Below are 26,287 nucleotides of genomic sequence, written 5' to 3'. Positions count from 1 at the left end.
ACCCTACTGCGCCCGGCGATTGACGTGCCGGGGGCGCGGTCGGGCGCCGCTCACGCGCCGCCGCCCACCGGCGCCTCGGCGTCCCGGGCGGCGGCCCGCGCGGCGGCCTCGGTCCGGGGCACGAACTCGCCGAGGTCTCCCGTGTCGCCGAAACGCAGCAGCTGCGGCGCCGCTCCGTAGCGCAGGGCGGTCACCGACGCCGGGTGCGGCACGAGGCGCTGGAAGAGGTCGAGGTGGAGGCCGAGGACGTCGGCCACGATCGCCTTGATGTTGTCACCGTGCGTGCACATCAGCCAGATGGCGTTCTCGCCGTGCTCCCGCTGGACGCGGGCGTCCCAGTCACGGGCCGCGTCCACCACGCGGGCCTGCATCGCGCGCAGCGACTCGCCGCCGGGGAAGACGACGGCGGCCGGCTGGTGCCGGACCGTGGCCATCAGCGGCTCCTCGGCGAGCTCCTTCAACGTGCGGTTGGTCCACTGTCCGTAGTCGCATTCGATGATCCGCTCGTCGGCGTGGACCGGGAGCCCGGGGCGTGCGACGCGCAGCGGCTCCAGGGTCTCCGCGCAGCGCGGCAGCGGGCTGTGCACGGCCAGGGCGAGCGGGATGCCGTCCAGCCGGGCCGGGAGCGCGGCGGCCTGCGCCGCCCCGTACTCGTCCAGACCGATGCCCGGGGTGCGGCCGGCGAGCACGCCGGCGGAGTTGGCGGTGGTGCGCCCGTGGCGGAGGAGCAGCAGGGTGGCCATGCCGGACAGCCTATGCGCTGGGCCCGCGCGCCCGGTGCGCCGCCCGGCGGTGAGTAACCCGGCGGCGGGCGCGGGCGTTAGCCGGGTGACGGCCGTGGCGGGGATGGCCCCGAGCCCCCACCACCTCCGCGCGAGACGCCGGGCGGCCCGGCCGGGCCGCCCGGCGGGGGGATTCCCGGCGGGGGGATTGCCGGGGGACTCCGGCCGCTGCTCAGCCCAGGCCCGCGCGCTCCAGCGCCTCCGCGCCCGCCCGCAGGCCCGCGAGCCGCTGCTCGAGGTCGAAGCCGGCAGGGGCCAGCGACAGCGTCGTCACCCCGGCCTCGGCGTAGGCGCGCATGCGGTCGGCGATGCGGTCGGGCGGGCCGATGAGCGTGGTGGCGTCGATCAGCCGCCGCGGCACCGCGGCGGCGGCGCCGTCCCGGTCCCGCGCCAGGTAGCGCTCCTGGATCTCGGCGGCCTCCTTCTCGTAGCCCATCCGCCGCGCGAGCCGGTTGTAGAAGTTCTGCTCGCGGCTGCCCATGCCGCCGACGTACAGCGCGGTGTACGGCCGGAAGTGATCGGCCAGCGCGTCGAGGTCGTCGCCGACGGCCAGCGGCACGGTGGGCACGATGTCGAAGCCGTCCAGGTCCTTGCCGATCCTGGCCCGTCCGGCGCGCAGCGGGCCGAGCGTCGTCTCCTCGGCGTGCTCGGGCGCGAAGAAGACCAGCAGCGCGCCGTCGGCGATCTCCCCTGTCTGGGCGAGGTTCTTCGGGCCGATGGCGGCGATGTACAGCGGCACGCGCTCGCGGACCGGGTGCACCGTCAGCTTGACCGGCTTGCCGGGGCCGCCCGGCAGCGGCAGCGTCCAGTGCTCCCCGGCGTGGGTGAGGCGTTCGCGGGACATGACCTTGCGGACGATCTCCACGTACTCGCGGGTGCGGGCGAGGGGCCGGTCGAACCTGACGCCGTACCAGCCCTCGGAGATCTGCGGCCCGGAGACGCCGAGCCCGAGCCGGAAGCGGCCGCCGGAGAGGGTGTCGAGGGTGGCGGCGGTCATCGCCGTCATGGCCGGGGCGCGGGCCGGGATCTGGAAGATGGCCGAGCCGACGTCGATACGCTCGGTCCGGGCGGCGACCCAGGCCAGCACGGTCGCGGCGTCCGAGCCGTACGCCTCGGCGGCCCAGCACACGGCGTATCCCAGGCGTTCGGCTTCGCGCGCGACCGCGAGATTGTCCGCGTCCATCCCCGCACCCCAGTAGCCGAGGTTGATTCCGAGTCGCACCCGACGCTCCCTTACGCCTCGCGGCACGCTCCTCGCGAGCGGCCGTCCACCCTTGCGGACAGCCAAGCTTACCCGGCGGTAACCCGGCGGGCCCGCAGGACGCCGGAGTCCGGTCGCGCGTACGCTCAACGCCCATGGATCACAAGGCTCTGGGCCACACCGGCCTGCGCGTCTCCCGCCTCGGACTCGGCACCCTCACCTGGGCGCGGGAGGTCGGGGAGCAGGAGGCCACCGAGCTGCTGAAGGCGTTCTGGGAGGCGGGCGGCACCCTGGTGGACACGGCCGACGTGTACGCCGACGGGGGCGCGGAGTACCTGCTGGGGCGGCTGCTGGACGGGCTGGTGCCGCGCGACGACCTGGTGATCGCGACCAAGGCGGGCAGCGTGCCCGACCCCGACCGCCGCTTCGACGCCTCGCGCGGGCATCTGCTGTCCGCGCTGGACGCCTCGCTGGAACGCCTCGGCACGAGCCATGTGGACCTGTGGCAGGTGCACGCGTTCGACGAGGAGACGCCGCTGGAGGAGACGCTGCAGGCGCTGGACATAGCGGTCGCCAGCGGGCGGGCGCGCTACGCCGGGGTGTCGAACTTCTGCGGCTGGCAGCTGGCGAAGGCCGCGACCTGGCAGCTGGCCGCTCCGGGGATGCGCACCCGGCTGGCCAGCACGCAGATGGAGTACTCGCTGCTGCAGCGCGGCATCGAGCGGGAGGTGCTGCCGGCCGCGATGGACCTGGGGATCGGGGTGATGCCGTCCTCGCCGCTGGGGCGCGGGGTGCTCACCGGCAAGTACCGCGACGGGCGGGCCCCGGCGGGCTCGCGGGCGGCCTCTGAACAGCTGTCGGCGTTCGTTGCGCCGTACCTGGACGAGGCGGCGGGGCGGATCGTGGAGGCGGTGGCGATAGCGGCGGACGGGCTGGCGGTCACGCCGCTGCAGGTGGCGCTGGCGTGGGTGCGGGACCGGCCGGGGGTCGTGGCGCCGATCGTGGGGGCGCGCACCGGACGGCAGTTGGGTGAGGCGTTGTCAGTGGCGGAGCTTAGCCTTCCGGATGAGATCCGCCGGGCGCTGGACGACGTCTCGGCCCCGGTGCACCGCTATCCCGACCACGACTGGAGCGCGCTGTGACCACCTCTCCGGACTCCCCGGACCCTTCGATTCCCGAGCACGAGAACGACAAGCACGAGAACGACGCGGCGGCCGAGGCGCGGCGGCGCAAGGCCGAGGAGCTGCGGGCCGCGGTGCTGGCCGTGCAGAGCGGCGAGCGCCCGGCCGCGTCCTTCTTCCCCGAGCCCGTCGGCCAGCCCCCTCCCCCACCGGGCCGGCCGGGGCCGGCGACCGCGGAGACGACGGAGGCCGTCGCCAAGCTGCTGGGCGAGGGCGGCCTGCCGGAGGCGCTGGCCGCCCCGGCCGCGGCCGCGCTGGGCGAGGGCGCCGCGCACGAGCTGCGGGCCGACCCCTGGCGGCTGCTGGCGGTGGCGGGCGTGCCGCCGGCGCAGGCGGACGACTTCGCGCGGGCGCTGCTGGGCCCGGAGTGCGGGCCGGGGGACGCCCGCCGCACGCGCGCGCTCGCGGCGTGGGTGCTGGAGCGGGCGGCGCTGGCCGGGCACACCGCCGTGACGGCCGCCACCATCGGGCAGCGCCTGGCGCGGCACGCCGTGCCCGACCCGGAGGCGGCGGTGCGCGAGGCGGTGGCGTCCGGCGCGGTGCTCGCGTTCCACGACCCGCGGCCGGGGCCGGGAGCGGAGCCGGACGCGGATCTGGAGATGGAGCCGGAGATGGAGCCGGGAGCCGATCCGGAGGCCGACCTGGGCGAGGCGCTGATCGGCCTGGACCGGTACGCCATGGCCGAGGAGAGCCTGGCCGACGGGCTGTCCCGGCTGCTGGGGACCTTCGACGCGGCGGGCGCCGACCGGGCCCGCTGGGAGGCGGCGGCCGCCGCGGCGCCGACGCCCCCGGCCGGGGAGCTGATCCGGGCGGCCGGCGGCGGCGGGCTGGTGGCGCACACCGGCGGTGAGGCGGCGCGCGCCGAGGTCGCCGCGCTGGTGGCCGCGGCCCGGTCGCTGGGCCTGCGCGCGTGTGCCGCCACCCACACCGCCGACGGGCGGCGGCGGCTCGCGGCGGCGCTGCCCGAGGGCGCCGGCGAAGCGGCGGTCACCGTGGAGGGGCTGCTGTCCGGCCGGGAGGGTCCGGGCCGGGACGCGGCCGGTCTGCTGCCGCTCGACCTGCTCGCCGTGACGGACGCCGCGCAGCTCGGCGCGGAGCCCGCCGCCTCGCTCGTCGAGGCGCTGCCCGACGGGGCCCGGCTCGTGCTGAGCGGGGACCCGGTGCTGCTGGGCGCGGCCGGCCCCGGGCAGGTGCTGGACGACCTGCTGGCCGCGCGGGTCTGCCCGCACGTCGCCTCCGGCGCGGCCGAGCCCGGCCCGCTCGGGCGGCTCGTCTCCGGCGTTCGCGGCGGCGAGCTGCCGCCGGTCGACGCGCCGGGCCGGGAGGTGGTGATCGTGCCCGTGGCGGACGCGGCGGAGGCCGTGCACCGCACGGTCCAGCTCGTCACCGACTCCATCCCGCGCGCGTTCGGGCAGGGGGCCGGCACGGTCTGCGTGATCACCCCCGGGCACGGCGGCGCCGTGGGCACGCGGGTGCTGAACGCCGCGCTGAAGGAACGCCTCAACCCCGGGCCCGGCCGGTTCGGCGGCTTCGATCCGGGCGACCGGGTGGTCCACTCCCCCGCGCCGGGCCGGATCCATCCGGCCACGGTGTCGGGCGCGGACGCCGAGGGCCTGCGGCTGACCGGTGAGGACGGCGGCGGCTTCGGCGTCGCCCGGGAGCGCGTGGCCGACACGGTGCGGCACGGCTGGGCGCTGACCGCGCACCAGGCGGCGGGCAGGCGCTGGCCCGCGGCGGTGGTGGTGCTGCCGGGCGAGGCCACGGCGGCGCTGGACCGCTCCTGGGTGTACACGGCGTTCGGCCGCGGCGAGCGGCACCTGTCGGTGGTCCAGGGCGCCGGGGCGGCGCTGGCCCGGGCCGTCGCCGCCCCCGTCAGCCCCGCACGCACCACGCGCCTGCGGGCGCTGCTGCGCGAGCAGCTCCCGCACGACCCGGCCGGCGGGCCCTAGGGCGCGCTCTCCACGTCGTCGCCGTCGAACGCCTCGCTGATGTCGAAGCGGCAGATGACGCGCTCGGGGTCGACGGCCTCGAAGGGAGCGGCCAGCCACTCCCCGGGCTCGGCCGGCTCCTCGGCCGCCGTGACCCACAGCGTGGCGTCGCCCTCCTCCAGGCCGAACTCCTTGTGGCGGCTGGCGATCTCGTCCGCCTCGAACTCGCCGAACAGCACGCCGAGCGCGGTCGGCATGCTGCGACCCGCCGCGTCCGGCACGTCGGCCTCGTCCGCCACGGCGGCCTCCGGATCGAGCTCCGCGACGCGCCGCGCCTGGGCCAGCAGCCGCCGGGGGTCGACCACGCTGTAGTCCCGGCGGATGAAGACGCTCAGCGCCTCGGGCTCATCGGGACCGGCGTAGACGGCGCCCCCGTCGGTCTCGGGTACCTCGAACGGGGTCACCTCGTCGTAGACGTCGTACAGCAGCTCGTCGTACGCCTCGCCCGCGGCGGCCATCTCGTTGAACGCGGCGAACACCTCGGCATCCGCCTCGGCGTCGGCGGCGGGCGCCGCTGCCCGCCGTTCAATGGCTGCGAGGTGCCGGTCGATCGCTCCCTTGAGGGCGTCGGCTGCGGCACGGACTTCGGCAGCGCCTGGCTGCACAGCATCAGACATGGTGCAGACGGTATCGGCATCCTGGCCTTGGCCGCACAATAGATTCGATGCCGGAATACGAGTTTCGCGATGTGTACGTGCCGCGGGGGGTCTCCCGTGCCGCGACCACCCGCCTGCTGACCGAACATGCCGAGTACGGGCACTGGGAGTTGGCCCGGCTGCGCCTGTACCCCGACGGAAGCCGCCGGGTGCGGTTGAGACGGAGGATCATCCGGCAGATGCGCGCCACGTGGTGACGAGTGGGTCCCGCCGGGCGGGACCCACTCGTCGTCATGGTGAGGGTGCCGGGCGGCTCAGCCCCGGTGGGCCGGGCGGGCGCCCCGCCGCCGGTAGAGGAGCGCGCCCCCGAGAAGCAGGCCCGCGCCCAGCGGAAGCATGGCGATGAGCTCGAGACCCGCGCCGGTGTTGGCGAGTTCTCCGCCCTGCGGTGCGGGGTCGTCCGCCGGCTTCTGCGCGCCGGTCCGCGTCTCCGGCTCGGGCGCGTCGTCCGCGTCCGGTGCCTCCTGGCCGTCGGCCGGCTCACTCGGCCGATCGGGCTCCTGCGGAGCCGGCTCCGACGGAGGCTCGGGCTCGCCGGGCTCCTTCGGCTCCTCGGGCCCGGCCGACCGCTGCGGGCCGGAGGCGTCGACGCATCCGTTCCCCATGGCCGGGTTGAGGGCGCCCACGACGTTGAGGCTGTTGCCGCAGGCGTTGACCGGGACCTCGACCGGGACCTGGGCCTGGTTCCCGGAAGCGACGCCCGGCGACCCGGCCGCCACTCCGTCCGCGTCCGCTCCGCCGCCGTCCCGGCCCGGCTCCCGCCGTTCCGCTTCCCCGTCGGCCCCGGTCCCGGCGCCGCCTCCGCCTCCGCCGCCTCCGCCTCCGCCTCCGCCGTCTCCGCTGCCGCCTCCGCCTCCGCCGTGGCCCGGCTCCTCCTCGGCCCCGCCGTCGCTGACGCAGACGTTCGCCATGGCGGGGTTGAGGAGGCCGACCAGGTTGATGGTGTTGCCGCAGAGGCTCACCGGCGCCGAGACCGGCACCTGAGCGGTGTTGCCCGACCCCACACCCGGTGAGTTCTTGCTGGCGCCCGTGGCGTCGGAGTCGGCGTGTGCCGCCGCGCCGGCCGACATGACGAGCACGCCGCCCGCGGCGGCTACGGAGAGCAGGCCCTTCCTCGTGACCTGTCGCATGCTTGGTTCCCCTTGTTCGTTCGTGGGCCGCGGGGTGGGGGGATGAGGGCACCCGCGACCCCTGTACAGCCGGGCGGCCCCGGGCCGCGTGCACGACGCATGTCCCGGGGCCGCCCGACGTCAAGCCCTCATGGAGTGGGCCGCGGTATCACTTACTGACGCAGGTGTTGCCGAACGCGGGGTTCAGCAGGGCGACGATGTTGACGGTGTTGCCACAGACCTGGATCGGGATGTGGATGGGCACCTGGACGACGTTGCCGGACAGGACTCCGGGGGAACCGACGGCGGTCCCGTGGGCACCGGCGTCCGCCACGGCAACGCCGGCGCCAGCGAGCATCAGACCGCTGGTGGCAGCCGCTGCAGCGACGACCTTCTTGATCATGCTTCCTCCTTGGTGACAATGCGGTCCCAGCTGGGAACTGCACTCCATGTAACGAGGCGCGTTGATCAAGGGCACGAATCGCCGAGGGCATTCACCCACTTTGAGGAACGCCGCACGCCCGCCCGAATCAGCGGCCGGGTCAGCACTGGTCCAGCAGGCGGTCCAGCACCCGTACGCCGAACGTCAGTCCGTCCACCGGCACCCGCTCGTCCACGCCGTGGAACATCCCGGCGAAGTCCAGCTCGGGCGGCAGCTTCAGCGGCGCGAAGCCGAAGCACCGGATGCCCAGGTCGTCGAAGGACTTGGCGTCCGTGCCGCCCGAGAGCATGTACGGCACGGCGCGCGCGATCGGGTCCTCGGCGCGCAGCGACGACTGCATCGCCTCGACCAGCGCCCCGTCGAACGTGGTCTCCACCGCCTTGTCGCTGTGCACGTCCTCCCGGCGCACGCGCGGCCCCAGGATCCGGTCGAGGTCGGCGAGGAACTCCTCCTCGTGCCCCGGCAGGAAGCGCCCGTCCACGTGGGCGGTGGCCTGGCCGGGGATGACGTTCACCTTGTACCCGGCGCCGAGTTGGGTGGGGTTCGCGGTGTTCCGCAGCGTGGCGCCGATGATCTTGGCGATGCTGCCGAGGCGGGCCAACGTCTCGTCCATGTCCTCCGGGTCGAGTTCCACGCCGAGGGCGTCGGAGAGCTCGTCGAGGAAGGCCCGTACGGTCTTGGTCACCCGCACCGGGAACCTGTGCCGCCCGAGGCGGGCGACCGCCTCGCACAACTCGGTGATGGCGTTGTCGTCATTGGTCATCGACCCGTGCCCGGCGGTGCCGTCCACGGTCAGCCGCATCCAGTGCATGCCCTTCTCGGCGGTCTCCACCAGGTACAGCCGCAGGTTCTCGTTGACGGTGAAGGAGAAGCCGCCGACCTCGCTGATGGCCTCGGTGACGCCCTCGAACAGCTCCGGGTGGTTGTCCACCAGGTAGCGGGCGCCGTGGCTGCCGCCCGCCTCCTCGTCGGCCAGGAACGCCAGCACCACGTCGCGCGCCGGCCGCCGCCCGGAGCGCATCCGGTCGCGGACCACGGCCAGCGTCATCGCGTCCATGTCCTTCATGTCCACCGCTCCCCGGCCCCAGACGCACCCGTCGGCGATCTCGCCGGAGAACGGGTGGTGCGTCCAGTCGTCGGCGTTGGCCGGCACCACGTCGGTGTGCCCGTGGATGAGCAACGCCGGCCGCGAGGTGTCCTCCCCCTCGATGCGCACGACGGTGGAGGCGCGGCCGGGCCGCGACTCGAAGATCTTCGGCTCGAGGCCGACCTCGGCGAGCTGCTCCGCGACGTACTCGGCGGCGGCGCGCTCCCCCGGCCCGGAGTCGTCGCCGTAGTTGCTGGTGTCGATGCGGATCAGATCCCGGCAGATGCCGACGACCTCGTCCTCGGCCGACGCCCCGCCCCGGCCCTCCTCGGTGCGCTCCGCCCCCGCGCTCGTCTGACTCACGCTGCCTCCTCTTACGGCGTTCCTTCGCCACCCCATCCTCCTCCCTCCCCCGCCCCGCCCCAAGGGAGATCCCCAAGGCCAGGACTTTGCTAAGGTTTCCCACGCTGCGCTGGCCGGTGCTCTCCGGTCACGCACGCTCCCTGTCCGGGTGGCGGAATGGCAGACGCGCTAGCTTGAGGTGCTAGTGCCCGATTAAGGGCGTGGGGGTTCAAGTCCCCCCTCGGACACACTCTTCCCCCACGGGGCGCGATTCGTGGGCAGGCGGAACCGGCACCCGCCTCCGGCTCCCGGCCGGAGGCGGGTGTTCGTCGTCTCAGGGCTGTGACCTGGTCTTCCTCCTCTCACAAGAGAGCGGGAGCTGGTGTCCGGGTAGGCAGGGAAGCGTTCAGCCGATAGTGATCCTTTCCTCTCTCGGGGTGTCGGCGGTCAGGGTCTGGGCCGTCGGATCGAAGGTCAGTGCCACCTGCCGGGCCCGCACCTGTGCGACCGCGTCCGTCGGCGTGACCGTCCCGGTCGCCGCGGGCGGCGGCAGGTGGCCGTCTTCGGCGGACAGTCGGATCACCAGGGCCGGCAGGTGGGGCAGGATGTGGTCTTCGCGAACGTAGGCGTTGGGCGGGCGGTCGGGGTTGGGCCGGGTGGTGCTGGTGTGGCCGTGGCGGCAGCGGTAGGCGGGCCGGTTCCAAATCCAGCAGGACTCCATCCGCCGCTCGCAGACCCCGCAGCGCAGCAGCCCAGCCAGGAGGTAGACCCGCTTCGGGGCGTTCTCGCGGGCGGCGTGGAGGTGCTGGACGGTGACGAAGTCGGCCTCGCTGACCAGCGCGGGATGCGCGGGCTTGGCGGAGATGATCCAGTCCTCAGGCGTGTTCCAGCGCATGACGTCGCGGTGCCCGAGGCTGGTGTTGTCCGGGTCGAGCAGCTCGTGGTCGGTACGTTGCCGGTTCCATACCTGGCGGCCGGTGTACCGGGGGTTGGCCAGAATCGCCCGCACGGCCGTCAGCCCCCACCTCGCCGCCGACCGGTGCGGGTTGCGCTCCGGATCGGCGGCTGACGGGCAGGGGATGCCGGCGTCGTTCAGGGCGCGGGTGATGCGCGCGACGCTGTGCCGCTGGAGGCGCTGGGCGAAGATCCACCGCACGATGGGCCCGTACTCCGGGTCGATGTCCAGCCGGCGAATCCGCACCCCACGCCGGGCCAGAGCACGGTTGGGGTGCGGGCCGGCGTCGACCAGGCGGTATCCGTAGGGTGGCCGGCCGCCGAGGTAGCGGCCCTGGTCACGGGCCTGCACCGTCATCGCCGCCCGCACCCGCATGCGGGTGCGGGCGATCTCCCGCTTGGACAGAATCCCGAGCAGGATCATCAGCTCCTCATGCCCGGCGACCTTCGGGTCCACCACGCCGCCGAGTTCGGGGACCCACATCTGAACGCCGAAGTGTTCAAACAGCGGCGCCATAGCGGCGAACTGGTTGCCGAAGAAGGCCCGCTCACTGGAGCCGATCACCACCGCGTCGAATTCCCGGTCCGGATCCGACAGCGCCCCCACCAACGCGGCGGCCTGCGGCCGGCGCGCCCAGGGCACCACCCGGCTGTGCCCGACATCGAAGAACTCCGCCACGATCCGCCCGAATCCTGAGATGATCGCTTCCGCCCGCAGCACCTGCCAGGCGCGCGAGGTCTCCGGATCCTGATGGTCCTCCGTCGACACCCGACCATAGAACGCGAACCTCAACCCGCCCGGAACGCTCTTCTTGCTGTCGGGCGAGATGTCGCTGCGGCGCACCCACCCCGCCAATGCCCCCTCCTCGATGACCGGACCGTTGGTCAACCCGACTGGAGGTCGTCGTGTCGTCACGCAGATCTCCTCTCGCGCTGCCCCGGGCCTTGGTCAACCCGTCCAGTGCCTGCTGTCGCGGCCGGGGACGATCGTGATTCTTCGGCCTGGTGTGCGGCTACCAGTTCCGGTGTGCCCGGCTGCGGACACCCAGCGGCGGAGTGCCTGGCCACCGCAGCGTCAACACCCCCCATTACCAGTCGCGTGATCCTGGCTGCGGCGAGGTGAGCACGGGAGCGCTTCAGATCCCCCAGCCAGGCGGTCACGTCCGTGATCAGTTGCTCCGTGGCCGCCTCGTCAAGCTCGGCCCAGGACCCGTCGGCAACGAAGGCGATATGCGGCTCGTCATCCTCGAACTGCGCCAGGTGGAAGGACATGAACGGGACAAGGTACGGGTCCTCGATGGAGATGTTCCGCGCGACGGCATGGTGATACCGCCCCTCCGGCGCGATACCGGGAGCACACCCGTCGCCAACACACTGCCCGTTGAGGGCCGCACACGATCCCTCGATACCGCCTCCAGTGGGGACGCGATAAGAGGCATCTGCGGCAAGAAGATTGCTCATGAGCGTCGCCTTCTCTCAGGTACCCAGCAGACGTTGATCAGACGAGGTCGGAACTACCCCACCGCGCGGCCCACATGCCCAATCTGTTCCGCAATCACCCACCTTGGCCAGAGACCGCGAACACATCGGAGGAGTCCGCGCGGTGGCTACAGTGGCGCTGTACGGGCGACGAGCGTGGAGGACCAGTGCCCCTGACCGGTCGGTGGCGGATCGTGGAGATGGAGATGTGGGATCGCGACGCCATTGACCTCGTCGGTCCCGGCTTCATCGAGTTCGCCGAGGACGGGAGTGGTCAGTTCGGCTTCATCGCCGTCCGTGGCTGGATGGACTGCCGGACCACCGAACGCGGGCTTAGCGTTGTCCGGAGTGGCGAGGGGAGGGCTGGGACGATGGGGTGGAAGCAAGCGTCGACCGAGGTTGTCCATCAAGGCGCCTTCGTCTCGCTGCACCGTGACTCCGTCGTCCGGCCTGTTTTGTAGGGGTCCTCAGCCCGTAGCGGGATGTGGGGTACGGACCTGATTGGTTCGTTCTGCAACGCCTCCGTGCCTGTGTGGTTCACGTAGCGGTTGTCGTGTACCAGAACCAGGACATGGAGCCGATCACGTGCAAGCATTCCCCGTCGACTTGCCCTCGGAGGCCCGGTACTGGACGCCGACTACAACGTCGTCGCAGAGGTGGACAATGGGCCTTCGCCATCTCAGATTGTTCGCGTTGCTCGGGCATCAGGTTCTGCCGAACTGTGTGTTCGCGCTGGCGGGTCAGCCATTCGCCGACGTTCATGCCGTGGGCGGTGACGCCGGGCAGTAGCTCGGTCAGCTCGGTCTCCTCACGCAGCGTCTCGCGTACGGCGTAGTGCCGCTGCCACTCCACCGGCCACTTCGGGTTCCAGTCCGGGTCGATGGCTGCCAGCGCCTCCGCCAGCTGCTCATCGCCACCGACTGGCGGCGCGTCGAACTTACCTGCAGGCGCAGCGACATGTGGACAGACCTCGCGGCTGGGGTACGGGCCGGTAGCGTCACCGGCATGCGGAGTTCAGAGCCACTGCTTGACCTCACCCGATGCGCAGATCCGGAAGTTGCTGGGCGAGGTGCCCCGCGGGTGAAGGAGTTGCTAGAGGGCGTCACACTGGCCTTCGACCGTCAACGCGGCTTCATGTACCTGGTGACAGCTTCCTCCACGACACCTCCGTTCCGGTGGGACCGCGCTCAGCGGTCCGACACGGTGACCGGCACGCCGTCCTTGACCACCAGCAGCGTTGCTTCGCGGGTGAGCGCCCCGGGCCGGTCCCGCCGCGGATGCAGCCGCACTTGCGCCAGCACTGCGCCGAGCACGACCCGCATCACGAAAGGCGCGAAGGACGCTGCGGGGCACACCCGCCTGCCGCCGCCGAACACGTACCAGGACGCCACTGTGCTGGGGCACGGGCCACCGTCCACTGCCCGCGCCAGGTGCCGCTCGGGCCGGAAGTCGCCCGGCGCCGGGTAGCTGTCCACCCGTCGGTGCATCTCCCGCATGTCGAAGGCCACCCACACCCCGGCTGGCAGCCGCCATTCGCCGAAGTCCACCGATTGACGCAGCACCCGTCCGAAGACCCACACAGGGGGGTTCAGCCGTAGGCTTTCCTCGACGACCGCAGTCAGCCAGGCGCCGTGCCCGCCGCTGTCCGCCCCGCTGGTGGCCTCGCTCTCGGCCCTGCTCAGTGCGTCCGGATGCTGCAACAGCAGATCGAACGTGGAGGTGAGCGCCGTCGCCGTCGTCGCGTACCCGGCCATCAGGTAGGCGATCACCTGGTCGGTGACGGCGGCTTCGGCAAGCCGCTGCTCGGCGCAGGCCCTCGTGAGATCGCCCAGTAGGCCCGGCCCACCGCCCTGTCGGGAACGTACTCGGAACGCTGTCTCAAGGCAGTCGGCCAGCTCACGTCGAGTGCGCAGCGCCCGGCCGTATGGGCTGCCGGGAACGTTCCTGGTCCACGGCAGCAGCAGAGGGGTGAGGGTGACCTTCCGCAGGTTTTCGGTGTGCTCGGCGACCTGGCGTGCGAGGGGGTCGGCGGTGGAGCCGAAGACGGTACGGACCACCAGGTCCAAGAGCAGCTCGCGCATTCGCTCCAACAGTCGTATTGGCGTGGCCCGGCTCCAGCCCGCGACCGCCCGCTGCGTTGTGTCGATGATCTCGTCCTGGTATGCGAGCATACGAGGGCCGCGCAGATCAGGCACCACCAGCCGACGAGCCCGCCGGTGTTCCTCCCCCTCGATGATGAGGGGCGACCAGGGGCCCCAGATGAACTCCGCCGAGGCGTTCCATTCCGAGGCCGTCGAGACCGCTGGCGGCAGCCTGGTCAGCAGGCGCGCTAGCGCCGGATCCGAACTCCACACGGTGGCTGGCTGCTGCGGCACCCTAAGCGTGTAGGTGCCGCCGTAGCGCTGTCGGCATGCCCGGGTGAATGCTTCGGGGGTATACATCATGCGCAGTGCCTGCACTACGAATGGCAGTCGGGGACCCGGGGGCAGCGCCGTAGGCCGCGCTGTGGTGATATCGGGTATTCTCACGGTTTCCTCCGCTCGGCCGCCCTGGTGAAGGGGATTGCTGTTCCATGTCTGTCCTGTGGCCCAGCCGACCGTGGCCCCTTGTCAGCTGGGCTCGCGGGGTGCACGGGGGCGAGGCGTGCGTTCGATCAGGGGAGTGTGCGAGGAACCGCTTCCATGTCTCTCGCCGAGATGTGGCGCGGCGCCAGCACGGACGGGCGCCTGGGAACCTGCACAGTTGGACTTAACGATTAACGGGCACACCAGGTCACGGGTAGAACCGCCGCAGCGGTCATCCGCGTATGGCCGCTGCGGCGGGTGCTGTGTGGCCTGACTGGCGCGCCCTCACTGGGGCTGGCGAGCGCCAGTATCATTTGATGCCTGGACAGGTCGCATTGAGACGGATGATCTTCGACAGTTGCGTCCAAGTGCTCCGAGAACAGGGATTGGATCATCGGGCGACCGGGGGGCGCCAACCGGTTGGCGCCCCCCTGAGACCGTCCGTTCATGAGGCATGTCGGCACGCTCCCTGGGGCCGTTACTCGTTCGGGTGGCGGCGGCTGTGCTGGCAGCCCGGTTGTGGAATGGCCGAACGACACACGACACCGCTAGCGTTCTGAGGTGACAGATTTTATGCAACGCGCCCCGCAGCATGAGGAGTTCGCGCCCCCAGAGCTAGACGGGGCGCGGGTGCTGGTCACGGGGGCGACAGGGTTCATCGGACGTCGTCTGTGCCGTCGCATCAACCAACTCGGCGGCCGGGTGATCGCCCTGGTGAGAGAGGGATCCGACCGCCGCGTTCTGGCTGGTTGCCCGGTCGACTTCGCCCTCGCCGACCTGTTCACCGGTGGCGGTGTCCGTGAGGCGGTCGCGCGGGCGGACCTGGTGATGCATCTGGCCGGGACCGTGCGCGGGTCGCGTGCCCAACTCGATCAGGGCAACATCGTGGCCACAGGCACGCTCGTCAAGGCCCTGGCGGCCATGCGTGAGGCTCCGCGGCTGGTGCTGTGCTCGTCGCTGGCCGCCGCTGGCCCGTCTGCGGGAGTCGGTGCGCCCCGCCGTGAGGAGGAGCCGGTCTGTCCTGTGTCGTGGTACGGGCGCAGCAAGTTCGCGGGTGAGATGCACGCGAGGCGGGTCTCGGACCGGGTCGCCACGTTGATCGTGCGGCCCCCGATCGTGTACGGGCCTGGGGATCAGGCGTTCATACCGTCGTTGATGTCGATGGCACGCACCGGCCTGGTCCTGCAGCCGGGGCTGGGAGTGCGCACCTATTCACTGCTGTATGTGGATGACCTGTGCGACGGGCTCGTCGCCGCGGCAGCACGCGGCCGAACGGCGGATCCGGGCGACGGCCACAGCGGCGTGTATTACCTCACCGACGGTGTGGAGCACACCATGCGGAGTATGAGCCGGACGGCGAGTGCCGTGCTGGGCCTTCGCCAGCCGCGGGTGGTGCCGGTGCCGACGCCAGTGGTGCGGGCGGCGGTCGCGGTGAGCGACACCGTGCTGCGACCGTGGGGCGTTGTGCCGGTGTTCAACCGGGACAAGGCCCGTGAGGCGGTGTGCGTGGCATGGACCGCATCGCCGGACCGGGCCCGCAGGGACTTCTCCTTCACGGCCCGCGTCGGGTTCGCGGAGGGACTGCGCAGCACATTTAGAGAGATGACGTGTCATGGCTGACCATGTGTCGGCGCGGACGCGCCTGGGGTGTGTGCGAGCCTGGCCGGCCAGAGAGGGAACCCGAATAGGCAGGCCCGTCGGTGATAGCAGTCGGGCCCGCTGAGGGCAGGGCGGCGGTGTCTTCGGTCAGGGGGCTCGGAGGACCAGGGCGGCGTTGGCGCCGCCGAAACCGCAGGCCGTGCTGAGGATACTGTGCAGCGGGACTTCCTTGGGGGCTTTGGTGACGATGTCGAGGTCGATGGCCTCGTCCTGGTTGTCGAGGTTCACGGTGGGCGGGATGGCCTGGTGACGCAGACTCAGCACGGCGCAAGCGGCCTGGATCGCCGGGGCTGCCCCCAGCGCATGACCGATGGCGCCTTTGAGGGCGGTGACCGGCGGAGGCCCAGCGGGGAAGGATGCGGCCAGAGTACGGGCCTCGATCAGATCTCCGACGGGGGTTCCGGTGCCATGGGCACTGATGTGGTCGATGTCGGCCGGGCTGATGCGGGCGTCGGCGAGGGCAGTGGTGATGGCGTGATGCAGGCCCCGGCCGTCCGGGTGCGGGTTGGTGGGGTGGTGGGCGTCGGCAGAGGCGCCGTATCCGGCGAGGACGCTGTGGACAGTGGCGCCTCGGGCCCGGGCGTGATCGGTGCGCTCGAGGACCAGGACGGCTGCACCTTCGCTGAGGACGAACCCGTCGCGGTCCCGGTCGAAGGGCCGGGACGCTCTTGCCGGGTCGTGGCGCCGCTTTGAGAGCGCGCCCATCCGCGCGAAGGCGATGCCGTTGAACGTTGCGCGGCCGGACTCGGCGCCGCCGGCCAGAACGATGTCGCAGGTTCCGGCACGGATCAGATCACGGGCCACTCCCAGAGCATGGCCACCGGAGGCACAGGCGCTGGAGACGGTGAAATTCGGGCCCCGGCAGTCGAGATGAGCGGCGGTCTCTCCGGCCGCCATACTGGGAATGCTGCGAGCCATCATCAGGGGGGAGACCAGGTGCTCTTCGCCTCGGTCCAAGCGCTGGAAGACCGGCCCGAAGCCCACGTAGCTGCTGGAGGCGACACCGAGCACAATGCCGATGCGCGCCGGATCGACGTGGCCGGGCGCCAGGCCCGCGTCATCCCATGCCTGCTGGGCGGCCGTGAGGGCAAAGTGCACGAAGGGATCCGTGCGCCTGACCAGTCGGCGCGGGAGGCGATCCGCGGCGTCGAAGTCCGAGACGCTGCAGGCAAAGTCGACGGGCAATCCGGCCAGGACCGGGTCACGGACGGCGAAGGAGCGGCTCGCGCACAAGCCCTGCCAGGTGGCGTCTACGCTGTGCCCGGCCGACGTGATCAGCCCGAGGCCGGTGACGGCCACATCCACGGTCATCGGGCTGTGGGTCCGGCCGGAGCGGCAGTGCTTGGCTGGTCCTGCTCGTGCACGCAGGTCACCACGTCGGCGACAGTGGTGGCCTGCGTGGTGACAAAACTCTCCGCCAGGTTGATCCCGTACTTTTGAGCGAGGACTGTGGCGAACTCGGCCACAGCCAAGGAGTCCATCTCCAGCCTCTCCAACGGTGTCTCGGGCGTGATGTCCTCTTCGCTCACGCCGAGAACGTCGGCCAGCGCCGCAACAACGGCCTCATGAGTGGATGGCATGGGAGTCCTCCTGGGAATGGGAAGTACAGGTGGTAAGAGGGCGACAACTGCTGACGTGGTGCACGCAGCGGGCATAGAGGCGATGGCGCTTGTGGAGTGAGGCGCCCATCGCCGCCAAGGGGCGATTGGCGCTGTCATTGTCGTCCAGCACCCAGGAGACGTCGACCTCGCTCCAGCGCTTGTCCCGGGCGTGGCGCAGAGCGTCGGCTATCAGGACGTACGCGGCTCCCTGAGTCCGTCGCACCTGTGGAACGCCGAGTGCCATCAGCCGCCCGCGGGTGATCGCGCGGCTGGCCCGCCACAGACGCCACGCACCTGTCGGCACCCCGTGGCGAGTCAGGCGCCCCCGAGCCGGTGCCAGAGCTTGATTAACGTCAGGCAGCAGGACGCTGAAGCCGACCGGCTCCCCTTGGCGTTCGGCGATGCGGATCCCGTCCGGGGCCGCCCGGCGGACCTGCTGGGCTAGATGGCCGAACTCTTCGTCACCGACAGGGGTAAAACCCCAGTTGTCCTGCCAGCAGGAGTGATACAGCTCCCGGACAAGGGCAATCTCCGAGCCGTAGCGTCGCCAGTCGAAGGGCCGCACGGTGAGGTCGTGCTGGCGGCGCAGACCATCCGCAAACGCCGAAATCCCGCCGACCGCTCGACTGCCGGGGTCGATCCGCCACGACAGCAGATCCTTGACCGGTGTGAAGCCGTTGGTGATGAACAGGCTCTCGTAGTAAGGCAGGTTGTAGGGCATCCCGATCAGGGGTGCGTCGTCGAAGCCGGCGACGAGCAGACCGCATTCGTGGTGTGTGTTCGGGTTCATCGGCCCCATCACGGTGCGCACCTGGTAGGTGCGCAGCCAGTTCACCGCGTGGTCGAACAAGCCGCGCGCCGCGGCGGGCTCGTTGGCGCATTCGAAAAAGCCCACATAGCCCTCGCGCTCGCCGGGCGGGCTGTCGGGATTGAGGAGCGCCGCGATCCGGCCGACAACGCGGCCAGCGCGGCCAGCGAGGAAGTAGGCAACCTTGCTGCGGCGTAAAAACGGGTTGTGGCGAGAGTCCAGAAACCGCCGGCGCTCCGTTTCCAGGGGAGCCACCCACTGCAGGTTCTGCCGGTAGAGCGAGTAGGGCAGGCGGATGAAGTCTCGCATGTCGGCGCGTGTACGAGCTTGCACGATGGTGAACTCACCCGCCGTCGGCGATGCGCTCAAGTGACCGGACATGGCACCTGCTCGGGAAGCTGGCTAGCGGCCGGGGGGAGAAGACTGTCCAGGACCTCGAGGATCCGGTCAATGTGCGCGGCCGTGTGCGCCGCGGTCACCGACAGTCGGATGCTGGACTGCCCCGGGGGCACGGCCGGCGGAAGGAACGCAGCGGTGAAGACGCCAGCCTCCAGCAACTCCCGCCAGACGCGTAGGCACTCGTCCGGGCTGCCCACAGGCAGCTGGACCACGGGCCCCGTCCAGGCCGGGGCCACGCGTCCCTGCTCGGCCAGTCCTCGGTGTAGGTGGGCAGCCAACTCCCCTACGACGGTACGGCGTTCAGGCTCGCAGCGGATGATGCGCAGGGCGGCGAGGGCTGCCGCAGTGGCAGAGGGAGGTATGGACGCTGAGTAGACGGCGGCGCGTCCAAAGATGCGGCAGTGGTCGATGAGGTCCGCGGGCCCGGCTACGAATCCTCCGACCGACCCGAAGGCCTTGGAGAACGTGCCGGTCAGCACAGTGATGTCCGGCTCACGTCCAAAGTACTCGCCGACGCCGCGCCCGCCCGCTCCCAGCACGCCGATGTCGTGAGCCCCGTCAACGATGAGAGTCGCGTCGTAACGGTCGGCCAGATCCGCGATCTGCGGAAGCTTCACCAGGTCGTAGCCAAGGGAAAACGCGCCCTCCGTGAGGATGACCGGCGGGAGAGGCTGGCCTGCCGCCTCCTCCAGCAGCCTTTCGAGGTGAAGCGGGTCGTTGTGCCGAAACCGCCGATTGACTGTGTGTCCCAGCCGCACGGCGTCCACGAGCGAGGCGTGGTTGTGCCAGTCGGAAAGGACCGTGGCGCCTTCGATGAACAGGCAGGCCATCGTGAGGTTAGCCTGAAATCCCGTGGCCGACAGCAGTACCGCCGGCCGGTGAAGGAAGTCGGCCAGTTCTTCCTCCAGGTCACTGTGCAACGCCAGCGTGCCGATGACGAGCGGCGAACCTGAGCAGGATGCGCCCAGCTCGTGGGCAGCGCGGGCCGCCGCCTGGCTCACCCTCGGATCGCGGGCTAGCCCGAGGTAGTCGGTGGACGCGGCATTGATGGCCCGGATGCCTTCGACGAGCACCTCGCCGGGGGCCGGATGCCCGGTGAGACGCCGGAAGTAGGGGTAGCCGCCCGCCTCGCGCGCTCGGGCGAGGGCAACGGCTGAAGCAGTCGCGCTACCCAAATCAGACATAGATCCCCCACTGCGTGATTTTCTTGCTCCAGATCGCGACGTAGAGTATCCGAAGGAGCACCCACTAGGGCAATGAAGTGGATACCGCAGGTCTGCTGCTGCTAGCATGCGGCCCCCCAACCCACCCACGCAGCAGCGACGTTGGGCGATCAGCCCGTCGCACGAGCCTTGTCGAGCGCCTTATCGACGTGCGCGTCCACCAGGCTGGCGAGCCGGAGACCACCATCAGGAGCGCCCCGGTGCGGATGTCCGTCTGCTTGACGATGCTGCTGCCCCAGGTCAAGGTCAGCAGCTGACTCCGCTGCTCGTCACCGAGCCCGGTCGTACGCCAGCTGGGATGGTGTCTGCGACGGCTGGATCGACAGGGTCGCCCCAGGACGTCGGGCTCAATGAGATGTGTGCATCGTGAGGTCGTTTGTGCAGCCAGCCGCGGTCGGCGAGTTTGGTCAACTTCGCGCGCAGCGGTTCCAGCTTGCCGCGCGCCCTCACCTCCACGCCCAGCTCCTCGCCGATGCCCCTGACCTGCACCGGGCCGTCGGCAGCCCGGACGATCGCCAGGATCTTGCGGCAGTCGCCGGGCAGGACGGCCTCGTCGGGAATCTCGCTGCACCGCGGGATCAGCAGCACCGGTTCCCGCCAGCCATCGCCCTCCCAGTCAAGCGGCTGGCGCCCCCGGCGCGTGCGCCCCAGCCCGGCTTGCAGCCGGTCGAGGAACCCTCTCGCCGAGTGCCCGGGGAGTCTGCGGCCCATCGCGACATGATCCGTCCCCTGCAAAGCGAGGCCGGAGAAGAAGGCGAAGCGCACCCGGTGCGCAGTCTTCACGCTGAGCTCCACGCCGTAGCGCAGCAGAAACTCCCTGGTCACCTCGCCGCTGTCACCGACCAGCAGGATGGTCCAGCCAAAGCCGTCGCCAAGGGACAGGTCCCGGTCGCCCAGCCGGAACGCGTAGCGGTACATCCTCCTCCGCCGAGCGCGCCCGAAATCCCATGGCGCAACTGTAGTAGGAGCCCTCCGTCAGCTCCGGGCTGTCGCAGTCCGGGCGAACCACGAGTTGTGGAGCACGTCACGGCTCTCGCAGTGCTTGGCTCGAGACCACCAGCATCCTTCAAAGGGGACTGGCGTGACGGAGGCCCTCGTGTGAGCCGTTAGCTTCATTCCGAGGTCAGGCGGCCGACCTGCGCCACTGCGCCCTCGCCCTATCCGACGCCCGCACCGACTGCGGCCTGCCCAACCCCTTGACCAACTCGCCGCTATCTTCGAGGTTGAGCGGGCACTTCCGCCTCAGTGGCTTCCTGCGCTGTGGTCCGAACCGCTCAAGAGATCGGATCCCTAGCCGGACATCGAACAGAGCATATTGGGACATGCGGTGATTGTTCCTATGGGAAATCCGCTGCCGTGCACAACGCGTGAACAACAGCGGTCGCGGACACTCGGCGAAGCCCAGCTAAAAGGCGCAACGACCATGCCCTCCAAGGACGGTTCATTCGGCACATTGTCGCAGGTCAGCGACACAACAGACGAGTATCCGAGGGGAGAGTTCAAGTCCCCCCTCGGACACCAAGAAGCACCGACGAAACGGTGTCCTCCGCAGCGCACTGTCGGGGCAGCGTCCGGACGGTGGGTTCGGCACGCACCCTTACCGCAGGTGGACCGGGTCCCACTGGCGGCTGGTCTCTCTGGCCGAGCTGGGGATCCCGGCGGGGGAACCCCGAGCGGTGGCCGCGGCCGAGCACGTCCTGGCATGGCTGACCGTGCCTGCCTCCCGCCGCGTGACCGTCATCGACGGGCTGGTGCGCCGCTGCGCCTCCAAGGAGGGCAACGCGCTGGGCGCATGCTGCCGCCTCGGCCTGGCCACCGACCCACGCGTGCGCATGCTCGCCGAGTCGCTCATCGCCTGGCAGTGGCCGGACGGCGGATGGAACTGCGACAAGAACGCCACCCGCCGCTCCTCCTTCCACGAGACGCTGCCGGCGCTGTGGGGCCTTGGCGAGTACGCCCGCGCAACCGGTGATCCGGCGGCCCGGGAAGCAACCGCGCGGGCGGCTGAGCTGCTGCTGGACCATCGGCTCTTCCGCTCGCGGCGCAGGGGCCAGGTCATCAACCGCGCGTGGCTCATGCCGCGCTACCCGCCCTACTGGCACTACGACATCCTCCAAGCGCTGCTCGTGCTCTCCCGGCTCGGCAAGGCACGCGACCCACGCGCCGCGGACGCCCTGGAGGAGTTGGAACGGCGCCGTCGGCCGGACGGCCGGTGGGGTGTCGGCGGCCAGTGGTGGAAACCACCGGGAAGCAGGCTCACCCCGGAGACCGTCGACTGGGGGCGTTCCGGGGCCAACCGGATGGTGACGCTCAACGCCCTACGGGTGCTGCACGCCGCCGGAAGCAGCGCCGCAGGCACCGCATGTGCCAGGCACCGACCCAGAATCCCCCGAACGCCCCAATGACACGTCGTCACCGCCCAGCTCAGGCGCCGATCTGCCATGAGCGTGCGTGCCAGCGATCATGTGCGGAGCCAGTTGGCCAGGGCCCCTCTAGGTGGTGGGCACCGGGATTGGGAGGTTCTCGGTGAGCGTGATGGTCCCGCCCGCGGGATTGGTGAGGGTGAGGGTGGCGGGCTCGTTCATGCCGGGGCCGTCCTCGTCGTCGATCTCGTAGGTGAGCCTGCCCTGGAAGACGTGGAGGAAGTTCTCCTCGAAGTCTGCCCCGTCCTCGGCGCAGGCCGTGTCCGTCCTGACCACCTCGCCCACCAGCAGGGTGTCGCTGCTGACCGTCACGTCAGAGCCGTAGTTGCACCCGTACTCGTCGAGGAAGTCCTCGACGTCGGGCACGTCCAGGTGGACGAGGGTCAAGCCCGGCGGCCGGGGGTACTCGGTGCCGTCGACCGTGACCTGCTCGGGAAGCCAGCGGGAGTCCGTCAGCTGTTCCGCGGCGCCGTCGTCGGCCCCGCCGCCCGCCGGGGTGGGCGTGGCAGGGCTGGTGGGAGTGCCGTTGCCGGCGCCGCCCTCGGTCTCAGCCTCGGTCTCGCAGCCAGTCAGGGCGGCCACGGCCGCGAGGGCCACCGCGACAACAGGGAGGAGCTGTCCGTGTCTCATGCGCGCTGGGACGTTCGACGGCCGCAGCGGGTTCCGCCGTGGTGGGGCCCGGCCCGCTCGTCGACTCCGCTGCCATGGGTGCAGGTGGGCCGCTGCTGGACGGACGTGACCATCCGGTCCGTCACAAGAGCGGGCCGCTTCACCGCGCATAACCGCGCATATTGGTTAAGGTGCCTCCGTGGGCGTTTACCGCGAGTACCGGCCTCCGGCCGGGCTGGAACCGGTGGTGGCGTGCGTGTGGGAAAGCGATGCTCTCGTCGACGGCACGCAGCGCGTCGTCCCGGATGGGTGTGTCGATCTGGTCTGGCTCGGTGAGCGGCTCCTCGTCGTAGGCGCGGACACCCAGCCGGTGGTGTGGGAGGCGGTCGGTGCGCCGGCCGGCGGGATCCGGCTACGGCCGGGGATGGCGGGCGCTGTTCTGGGCGTGCCCGCCGACGAAGTGCGCGATCAGCAGGTCCCGCTGTCTCTCCTCTGGCCGGCAGCAGAGGCCTTGACCGACCGTCCCGAGGCCGCGGACTCCTCGGCACGGCTCCGGCTGTTGACCGAGGCTGTACTGCGCCGGAAGGCCGAACCGGACCCGCTCGTCGGCGCCGCTGTGCGCCGGATGGCCGTCCCCGACGCTCGGGTCTCGACCGTGGCGTATGACCTCGGAGTCAGCCAGCGCCACCTCAACCGGCGGGTCACCGCGGCCGTGGGGTATGGCCCCAAGTTCCTGGCTCGCGTGGCACGGTTGCGCCGGCTGGTCGCTGTGCGCGGGGGCGCGCTGGCCGATCGTGCGTATGCGGCGGGCTACGCCAGCCAGGCGCACATGACCGATGAGGTGCGGCGCCTGACCGGTCTCACGCCTGTCCGATTTCTGGAAGAAGCCACGCTCACGGCTGCCTAGCGTCGGGTGTATGAGTGTTGACCTGAGTGCAGCCCGGCAGTTCATCGAATCCACCGCCCGCGTCCTGGAACGGCACCAGCTCGCTGTCCTTCTCGACGACGGGCCCATCGAGCCCGTCCTGACGGCGCTCAAGGCGTACCACAACGCCGACGGCGGGTTCGGCCACGCGCTGGAGCCCGACGTGCGGTGTCCTGGCAGCCAGCCGTCGGCAGCGCTGTCCGCGCTTGATGTGCTTGCCGACCTGGACGCCGCCCATGACTCCATGGTCACCGAGGTGGCCGACTGGATCGCCGCGATCGCCCACCCGGACGGCGGCGTGCCGACGGTGTTGCCGTCGGCCCACGGCCACCCGCGCGCGCCGTGGATGGAGCCCAGCCCCGAGGCGGGCTTCCTCACCTACGCGCTCGCGGCCAGGCTGTGGCGGCTGGGCGTGCGGCACCCGTGGCTGGAGAAGGCCACCACCTGGTGCTGGAACCAGATCGACGCGATCGAAGAACCCGGCGGCTACACGGTCGTGTTCGCCCTGCAGTTCCTCGACGCCGTACCCGACCCCGCCCGCGCCGCGGCAGCCGTCGACCGTTTCCGCTCCGCGATCCGCGACGACGGCACGGTTGCCGTCGAGGGCGGGATGGAGAACGAACACCTCAAGCCCCTCCATCTCTCGCCACGTCCCGGAACCCCGAGCCGGGCGTTGTTCGGCGACGAGACCATCGCGGCCGATGTGGACCGGCTCGAACGCGAGCAACTGGACGACGGCGGCTGGGATTTCCACTTCCTGCACTTCTCGCCCGGCCAGACCGTGGAATGGCGCGGCGTGGTCACCCTGGGCGCCATCCGCACCCTGCGCGACCACGGCAGGGCATAACCGCGCACGAGCGTGACGTGACCTTGCCCACAGGGCGGAACGGTACGCGCCGGGCCGGACGGCGGCAGCGCCCGCGAGGGGGTGGGCGACCGCCGGTGTGCCGTAGAACAGCCCGGTGTTCGGCCCGGTGGTGACCGGCAGGCCCGTGACGACGGCCAACCACCGTGGACGCGGTCGAACGGCCTCGGCCCGCGCCAGGTGCCTTTCGGGCCCGCAGGGTCGGCTTCCGGCCGGCGGCCGAGGTCGCGGCGGTCATCTCCGTAGTCGTCCTTCGCCACTCCCGAGCGACCTGTCGAGCAGATGCCCCGGAGCGGGCAGCCACCCGGCGGCATCTCACATGGTGTCAGCGAATCCGAAAGCGTTTCAGGCGTGCGAGTTATTGACCGTCCGCATGACTCCTCCTATGGTCCGAAAAGGTTTTCGGGACGCCGCGCCAAGCCAGGTTGGGACGACTCCGGTCGCGGCTGACGTTCTCCCCCCACCCAGGAGGTTCCCGTGTCCGACACCCCCACCCACCCCCGCCACGCGAGGCGGCGGGTGGAGCGCGGACCGAGCAGGCGCGCCGTCCTGGCGTCAGCCACAGCCCTCGGCGCCGGGCTCGTACTCACCCGCGCGGCGACCGTCTCCGCGCAGAGCGCCACCCTCACCGTCAACGCCGCATCCGCCTACCGGCCCACCACCCGCGCGATCGCGTCCGGCGGACTGTACGCCCTCAAGGACGACGAGGTCCCCTCGGACGACATGATCATGCCGCTGCGCATGCACTCCGTCACCCAGCCCGCCCCCCGCGTCCAGCAGCAGCCCAACGGCCAGCCGCCGGGCGGCGACGCCCTCATCACCGCGCCCAAGGCCGACCGCGTCGGCGCGACCGTGATCATCCGCATGCCCGACATCTATCCCAACTTCCCCTATCAGTGGGTGAGCTGGGACGACTGGCTGGCTCGCGTCGACACGCAAGTCGGCGACCGGCTCGCCGCTACGGAGATCACCAACATCGAGGGCTGGGAGCTGTGGAACGAGCCCGACTGGACGTGGGACACCGCGGCCGCCGGGCCGTTCAACGACGGCTGGGCGACGACGTTCCAGCGGGTGCGCGCCGGCGACCCGGAGACGCCGATCGTCGGCCCGAGCTTCTCCTGGTACGACGGTGCCGCCATGCGCGACTTCCTCTCCTCCGCGGTTGCCTCCGGCACCGTGCCGGACATCATCTGCTGGCACGAGCTGGGCGGACCGGTCGCGATCGAATCCAACGTCGCCGACTACCGCGCCGCCGAGGGCGAGCTGGGCATCGGCCCCCTCCCCATCGCCATCAACGAGTACGGCACCCCGGAGGAGATGAACATCCCCGGGGTCATGGCCAGCTACCTCGCCAAGTTCGAACGCGCGCAGGTCCGTTCCGCCCACCGCGCGTTCTGGAACGAGTACGGCACCGTCGGCGGCCTGCTGACCCCCGAAGGGCTGCCCACCGGCGTCTACTGGCTCTATGTGTGGTACGGGGAGATGACGGGTGACATGGTCGAGTCCGTCCCGCCCGCCACGACCGGGATCGACGGCCTGGCCAGCCACGACCCGAGCGCCCAGCGCGTGGACGTGCTCTTCGGCAACGAGTCCGGCGACAACACGATCCACGTCACGGGACTGGCCGACTTCGGGGCCGAGGTCGACGCCATCCTCGAAAGCGCCCCCACCACCGACCGGTTCACCCATGTCGAGGGGCCGACCCTGGTCTCCGAGACCACCCACGCCGTCAGCAACGGCGAGGTCAGCATCCCCGTGACCGGCATGGACGCCGCCTTCGCCTACCGCCTGGCCATCACGCCCACCGGCGGCTAGCGGCGCCGGCCAACCGCACCACGGCGGCGCCCGCGCCGAGTTCATCGTCGAACTGAACCGAGCCGAGACGCCCGAGCCCTCGCCCCGTCGTCACACCGCGACGGCGCGAGGGCCGGCGGTCCGTCAGAGCCCTCGCTGCCCTCTCCGTCCTCGCCACCTCGCCGCCCTCACAACC

General features: G+C 71.2%; 24 protein-coding genes and 1 tRNA gene. 10 read left to right on the top strand and 15 right to left on the bottom strand.

Annotation, left to right across the window (positions count from 1 at the left end):
* Nucleotides 1–50: 50 nt before the first annotated feature.
* Together ACTWQH_RS16780 and ACTWQH_RS16775 are read right to left on the bottom strand one after the other, a co-directional pair.
* Nucleotides 51–743 (bottom strand): MSMEG_4193 family putative phosphomutase, encoded by a 693-nt coding sequence (locus ACTWQH_RS16780; RefSeq protein WP_443287371.1) that lies wholly within the window; start codon nt 741–743, stop codon nt 51–53.
* A gap of 211 nt (nt 744–954) precedes the next feature.
* Nucleotides 955–2,004 carry an LLM class F420-dependent oxidoreductase gene (locus ACTWQH_RS16775; protein WP_443287370.1) on the bottom strand — a complete coding sequence of 350 codons (1,050 nt, stop codon included), beginning with the start codon at nt 2,002–2,004 and terminating at the stop codon, nt 955–957.
* Nucleotides 2,005–2,138: 134 nt separating this feature from the next.
* Between ACTWQH_RS16775 and ACTWQH_RS16770 the strand changes: the two genes are divergently transcribed.
* Both ACTWQH_RS16770 and ACTWQH_RS16765 read left to right on the top strand, forming a co-directional pair.
* Nucleotides 2,139–3,125 carry an aldo/keto reductase gene (locus ACTWQH_RS16770; RefSeq protein WP_443287369.1) on the top strand — a complete coding sequence of 329 codons (987 nt, stop codon included), beginning with the start codon at nt 2,139–2,141 and terminating at the stop codon, nt 3,123–3,125.
* On the top strand, nt 3,110–5,113 hold the full coding sequence (locus tag ACTWQH_RS16765; protein ID WP_443287421.1) for a helix-hairpin-helix domain-containing protein: 2,004 nt from the start codon (nt 3,110–3,112) through the stop codon (nt 5,111–5,113). Before ACTWQH_RS16770 ends, ACTWQH_RS16765 begins: the two co-directional genes overlap by 16 nt.
* On the opposite strand, the gene ACTWQH_RS16760 is transcribed toward ACTWQH_RS16765, so the two are convergent.
* Nucleotides 5,110–5,769 (bottom strand): hypothetical protein, encoded by a 660-nt coding sequence (locus ACTWQH_RS16760; RefSeq protein ID WP_443287368.1) that lies wholly within the window; start codon nt 5,767–5,769, stop codon nt 5,110–5,112. The two genes, ACTWQH_RS16765 and ACTWQH_RS16760, sit on opposite strands and share 4 nt — an antisense overlap.
* Before the next feature lie 47 nt (nt 5,770–5,816).
* Here ACTWQH_RS16760 and ACTWQH_RS16755 point away from each other — a divergent pair, with 47 nt between their 5' ends.
* Nucleotides 5,817–6,005, top strand: a complete 189-nt coding sequence (locus ACTWQH_RS16755) for a DUF5703 family protein (RefSeq protein ID WP_443287367.1) — start codon at nt 5,817–5,819, stop codon at nt 6,003–6,005.
* 57 nt (nt 6,006–6,062) lie between these two features.
* Here the strand turns inward: ACTWQH_RS16755 and ACTWQH_RS16750 are convergent, their stop codons facing one another.
* The 3 genes from ACTWQH_RS16750 to ACTWQH_RS16740 all read right to left on the bottom strand — a co-directional run bounded on the left by ACTWQH_RS16750 (nt 6,063) and on the right by ACTWQH_RS16740 (nt 8,845).
* A complete protein-coding gene (locus tag ACTWQH_RS16750; protein ID WP_443287366.1) occupies nt 6,063–6,938 on the bottom strand; it encodes a chaplin in 876 nt (291 codons plus the stop codon).
* A gap of 148 nt (nt 6,939–7,086) precedes the next feature.
* A complete protein-coding gene (locus ACTWQH_RS16745; protein ID WP_443287365.1) occupies nt 7,087–7,320 on the bottom strand; it encodes a chaplin in 234 nt (77 codons plus the stop codon).
* A gap of 139 nt (nt 7,321–7,459) precedes the next feature.
* The gene (locus ACTWQH_RS16740; protein ID WP_443287364.1) at nt 7,460–8,845 is read right to left on the bottom strand and encodes a M20/M25/M40 family metallo-hydrolase; all 1,386 of its coding nucleotides are present in this window, start codon (nt 8,843–8,845) and stop codon (nt 7,460–7,462) included.
* Nucleotides 8,846–8,951: 106 nt separating this feature from the next.
* On the opposite strand from ACTWQH_RS16740, the gene ACTWQH_RS16735 reads away from it, so the two are divergent.
* Nucleotides 8,952–9,036: transfer RNA gene (locus tag ACTWQH_RS16735), tRNA-Leu, on the top strand.
* Nucleotides 9,037–9,194: 158 nt separating this feature from the next.
* On the opposite strand, the gene ACTWQH_RS16730 is transcribed toward ACTWQH_RS16735, so the two are convergent.
* Both ACTWQH_RS16730 and ACTWQH_RS16725 read right to left on the bottom strand, forming a co-directional pair.
* On the bottom strand, nt 9,195–10,658 hold the full coding sequence (locus ACTWQH_RS16730) for a recombinase family protein (RefSeq protein WP_443287363.1): 1,464 nt from the start codon (nt 10,656–10,658) through the stop codon (nt 9,195–9,197).
* Nucleotides 10,655–11,203 carry a hypothetical protein gene (locus tag ACTWQH_RS16725; RefSeq protein WP_443287362.1) on the bottom strand — a complete coding sequence of 183 codons (549 nt, stop codon included), beginning with the start codon at nt 11,201–11,203 and terminating at the stop codon, nt 10,655–10,657. Before ACTWQH_RS16725 ends, ACTWQH_RS16730 begins: the two co-directional genes overlap by 4 nt.
* Before the next feature lie 185 nt (nt 11,204–11,388).
* Between ACTWQH_RS16725 and ACTWQH_RS16720 the strand changes: the two genes are divergently transcribed.
* Entirely contained in the window at nt 11,389–11,682 is a 294-nt protein-coding gene (locus ACTWQH_RS16720) for a hypothetical protein (protein WP_443287361.1), read from the top strand.
* Nucleotides 11,683–12,408: 726 nt separating this feature from the next.
* Here the strand turns inward: ACTWQH_RS16720 and ACTWQH_RS16715 are convergent.
* The gene (locus ACTWQH_RS16715; protein ID WP_443287360.1) at nt 12,409–13,749 is read right to left on the bottom strand and encodes a cytochrome P450; all 1,341 of its coding nucleotides are present in this window, start codon (nt 13,747–13,749) and stop codon (nt 12,409–12,411) included.
* Between the two features lie 597 nt (nt 13,750–14,346).
* Between ACTWQH_RS16715 and ACTWQH_RS16710 the strand changes: the two genes are divergently transcribed.
* Nucleotides 14,347–15,405, top strand: coding sequence for an NAD-dependent epimerase/dehydratase family protein (locus ACTWQH_RS16710; protein ID WP_443287359.1), 1,059 nt, complete (start codon nt 14,347–14,349; stop codon nt 15,403–15,405).
* Nucleotides 15,406–15,531: 126 nt separating this feature from the next.
* Here the strand turns inward: ACTWQH_RS16710 and ACTWQH_RS16705 are convergent, their stop codons facing one another.
* The 5 genes from ACTWQH_RS16705 to ACTWQH_RS16685 all read right to left on the bottom strand — a co-directional run bounded on the left by ACTWQH_RS16705 (nt 15,532) and on the right by ACTWQH_RS16685 (nt 20,393).
* Complete coding sequence (locus tag ACTWQH_RS16705; protein ID WP_443287358.1) at nt 15,532–16,755, bottom strand: beta-ketoacyl-[acyl-carrier-protein] synthase family protein; 1,224 nt, start codon at nt 16,753–16,755, stop codon at nt 15,532–15,534.
* Nucleotides 16,752–17,024 carry an acyl carrier protein gene (locus ACTWQH_RS16700; RefSeq protein ID WP_443287357.1) on the bottom strand — a complete coding sequence of 91 codons (273 nt, stop codon included), beginning with the start codon at nt 17,022–17,024 and terminating at the stop codon, nt 16,752–16,754. The genes ACTWQH_RS16705 and ACTWQH_RS16700 overlap by 4 nt, the downstream gene beginning before the upstream one ends.
* Entirely contained in the window at nt 17,008–18,162 is a 1,155-nt protein-coding gene (locus tag ACTWQH_RS16695; RefSeq protein WP_443287356.1) for a hypothetical protein, read from the bottom strand. The genes ACTWQH_RS16700 and ACTWQH_RS16695 overlap by 17 nt, the downstream gene beginning before the upstream one ends.
* Nucleotides 18,163–18,218: 56 nt before the next feature.
* Entirely contained in the window at nt 18,219–19,436 is a 1,218-nt protein-coding gene (locus ACTWQH_RS16690; protein ID WP_443287355.1) for an aminotransferase class I/II-fold pyridoxal phosphate-dependent enzyme, read from the bottom strand.
* 285 nt (nt 19,437–19,721) lie between these two features.
* Nucleotides 19,722–20,393, bottom strand: coding sequence for a hypothetical protein (locus ACTWQH_RS16685; RefSeq protein ID WP_443287429.1), 672 nt, complete (start codon nt 20,391–20,393; stop codon nt 19,722–19,724).
* Between the two features lie 758 nt (nt 20,394–21,151).
* Here ACTWQH_RS16685 and ACTWQH_RS16680 point away from each other — a divergent pair.
* Nucleotides 21,152–21,880 carry a hypothetical protein gene (locus ACTWQH_RS16680; RefSeq protein ID WP_443287354.1) on the top strand — a complete coding sequence of 243 codons (729 nt, stop codon included), beginning with the start codon at nt 21,152–21,154 and terminating at the stop codon, nt 21,878–21,880.
* A gap of 87 nt (nt 21,881–21,967) precedes the next feature.
* Here ACTWQH_RS16680 and ACTWQH_RS16675 read toward each other — a convergent pair whose 3' ends face one another.
* Nucleotides 21,968–22,528 carry an META domain-containing protein gene (locus tag ACTWQH_RS16675; protein WP_443287353.1) on the bottom strand — a complete coding sequence of 187 codons (561 nt, stop codon included), beginning with the start codon at nt 22,526–22,528 and terminating at the stop codon, nt 21,968–21,970.
* Nucleotides 22,529–22,706: 178 nt separating this feature from the next.
* On the opposite strand from ACTWQH_RS16675, the gene ACTWQH_RS16670 reads away from it, so the two are divergent.
* The 3 genes from ACTWQH_RS16670 to ACTWQH_RS16660 all read left to right on the top strand — a co-directional run bounded on the left by ACTWQH_RS16670 (nt 22,707) and on the right by ACTWQH_RS16660 (nt 26,112).
* A complete protein-coding gene (locus ACTWQH_RS16670; RefSeq protein WP_443287352.1) occupies nt 22,707–23,414 on the top strand; it encodes an AraC family transcriptional regulator in 708 nt (235 codons plus the stop codon).
* A gap of 10 nt (nt 23,415–23,424) precedes the next feature.
* The gene (locus ACTWQH_RS16665; RefSeq protein ID WP_443287351.1) at nt 23,425–24,279 is read left to right on the top strand and encodes a hypothetical protein; all 855 of its coding nucleotides are present in this window, start codon (nt 23,425–23,427) and stop codon (nt 24,277–24,279) included.
* Nucleotides 24,280–24,774: 495 nt separating this feature from the next.
* Nucleotides 24,775–26,112 carry an RICIN domain-containing protein gene (locus ACTWQH_RS16660; RefSeq protein ID WP_443287350.1) on the top strand — a complete coding sequence of 446 codons (1,338 nt, stop codon included), beginning with the start codon at nt 24,775–24,777 and terminating at the stop codon, nt 26,110–26,112.
* The last annotated feature ends 175 nt before the right edge of the window (nt 26,113–26,287 follow it).

This window comes from Streptomyces sp. 6N223 (assembly GCF_052246635.1).
GTDB lineage: Bacteria > Actinomycetota > Actinomycetes > Streptomycetales > Streptomycetaceae > Streptomyces.
This window is presented reverse-complemented; position numbering and strand designations above follow the sequence as displayed.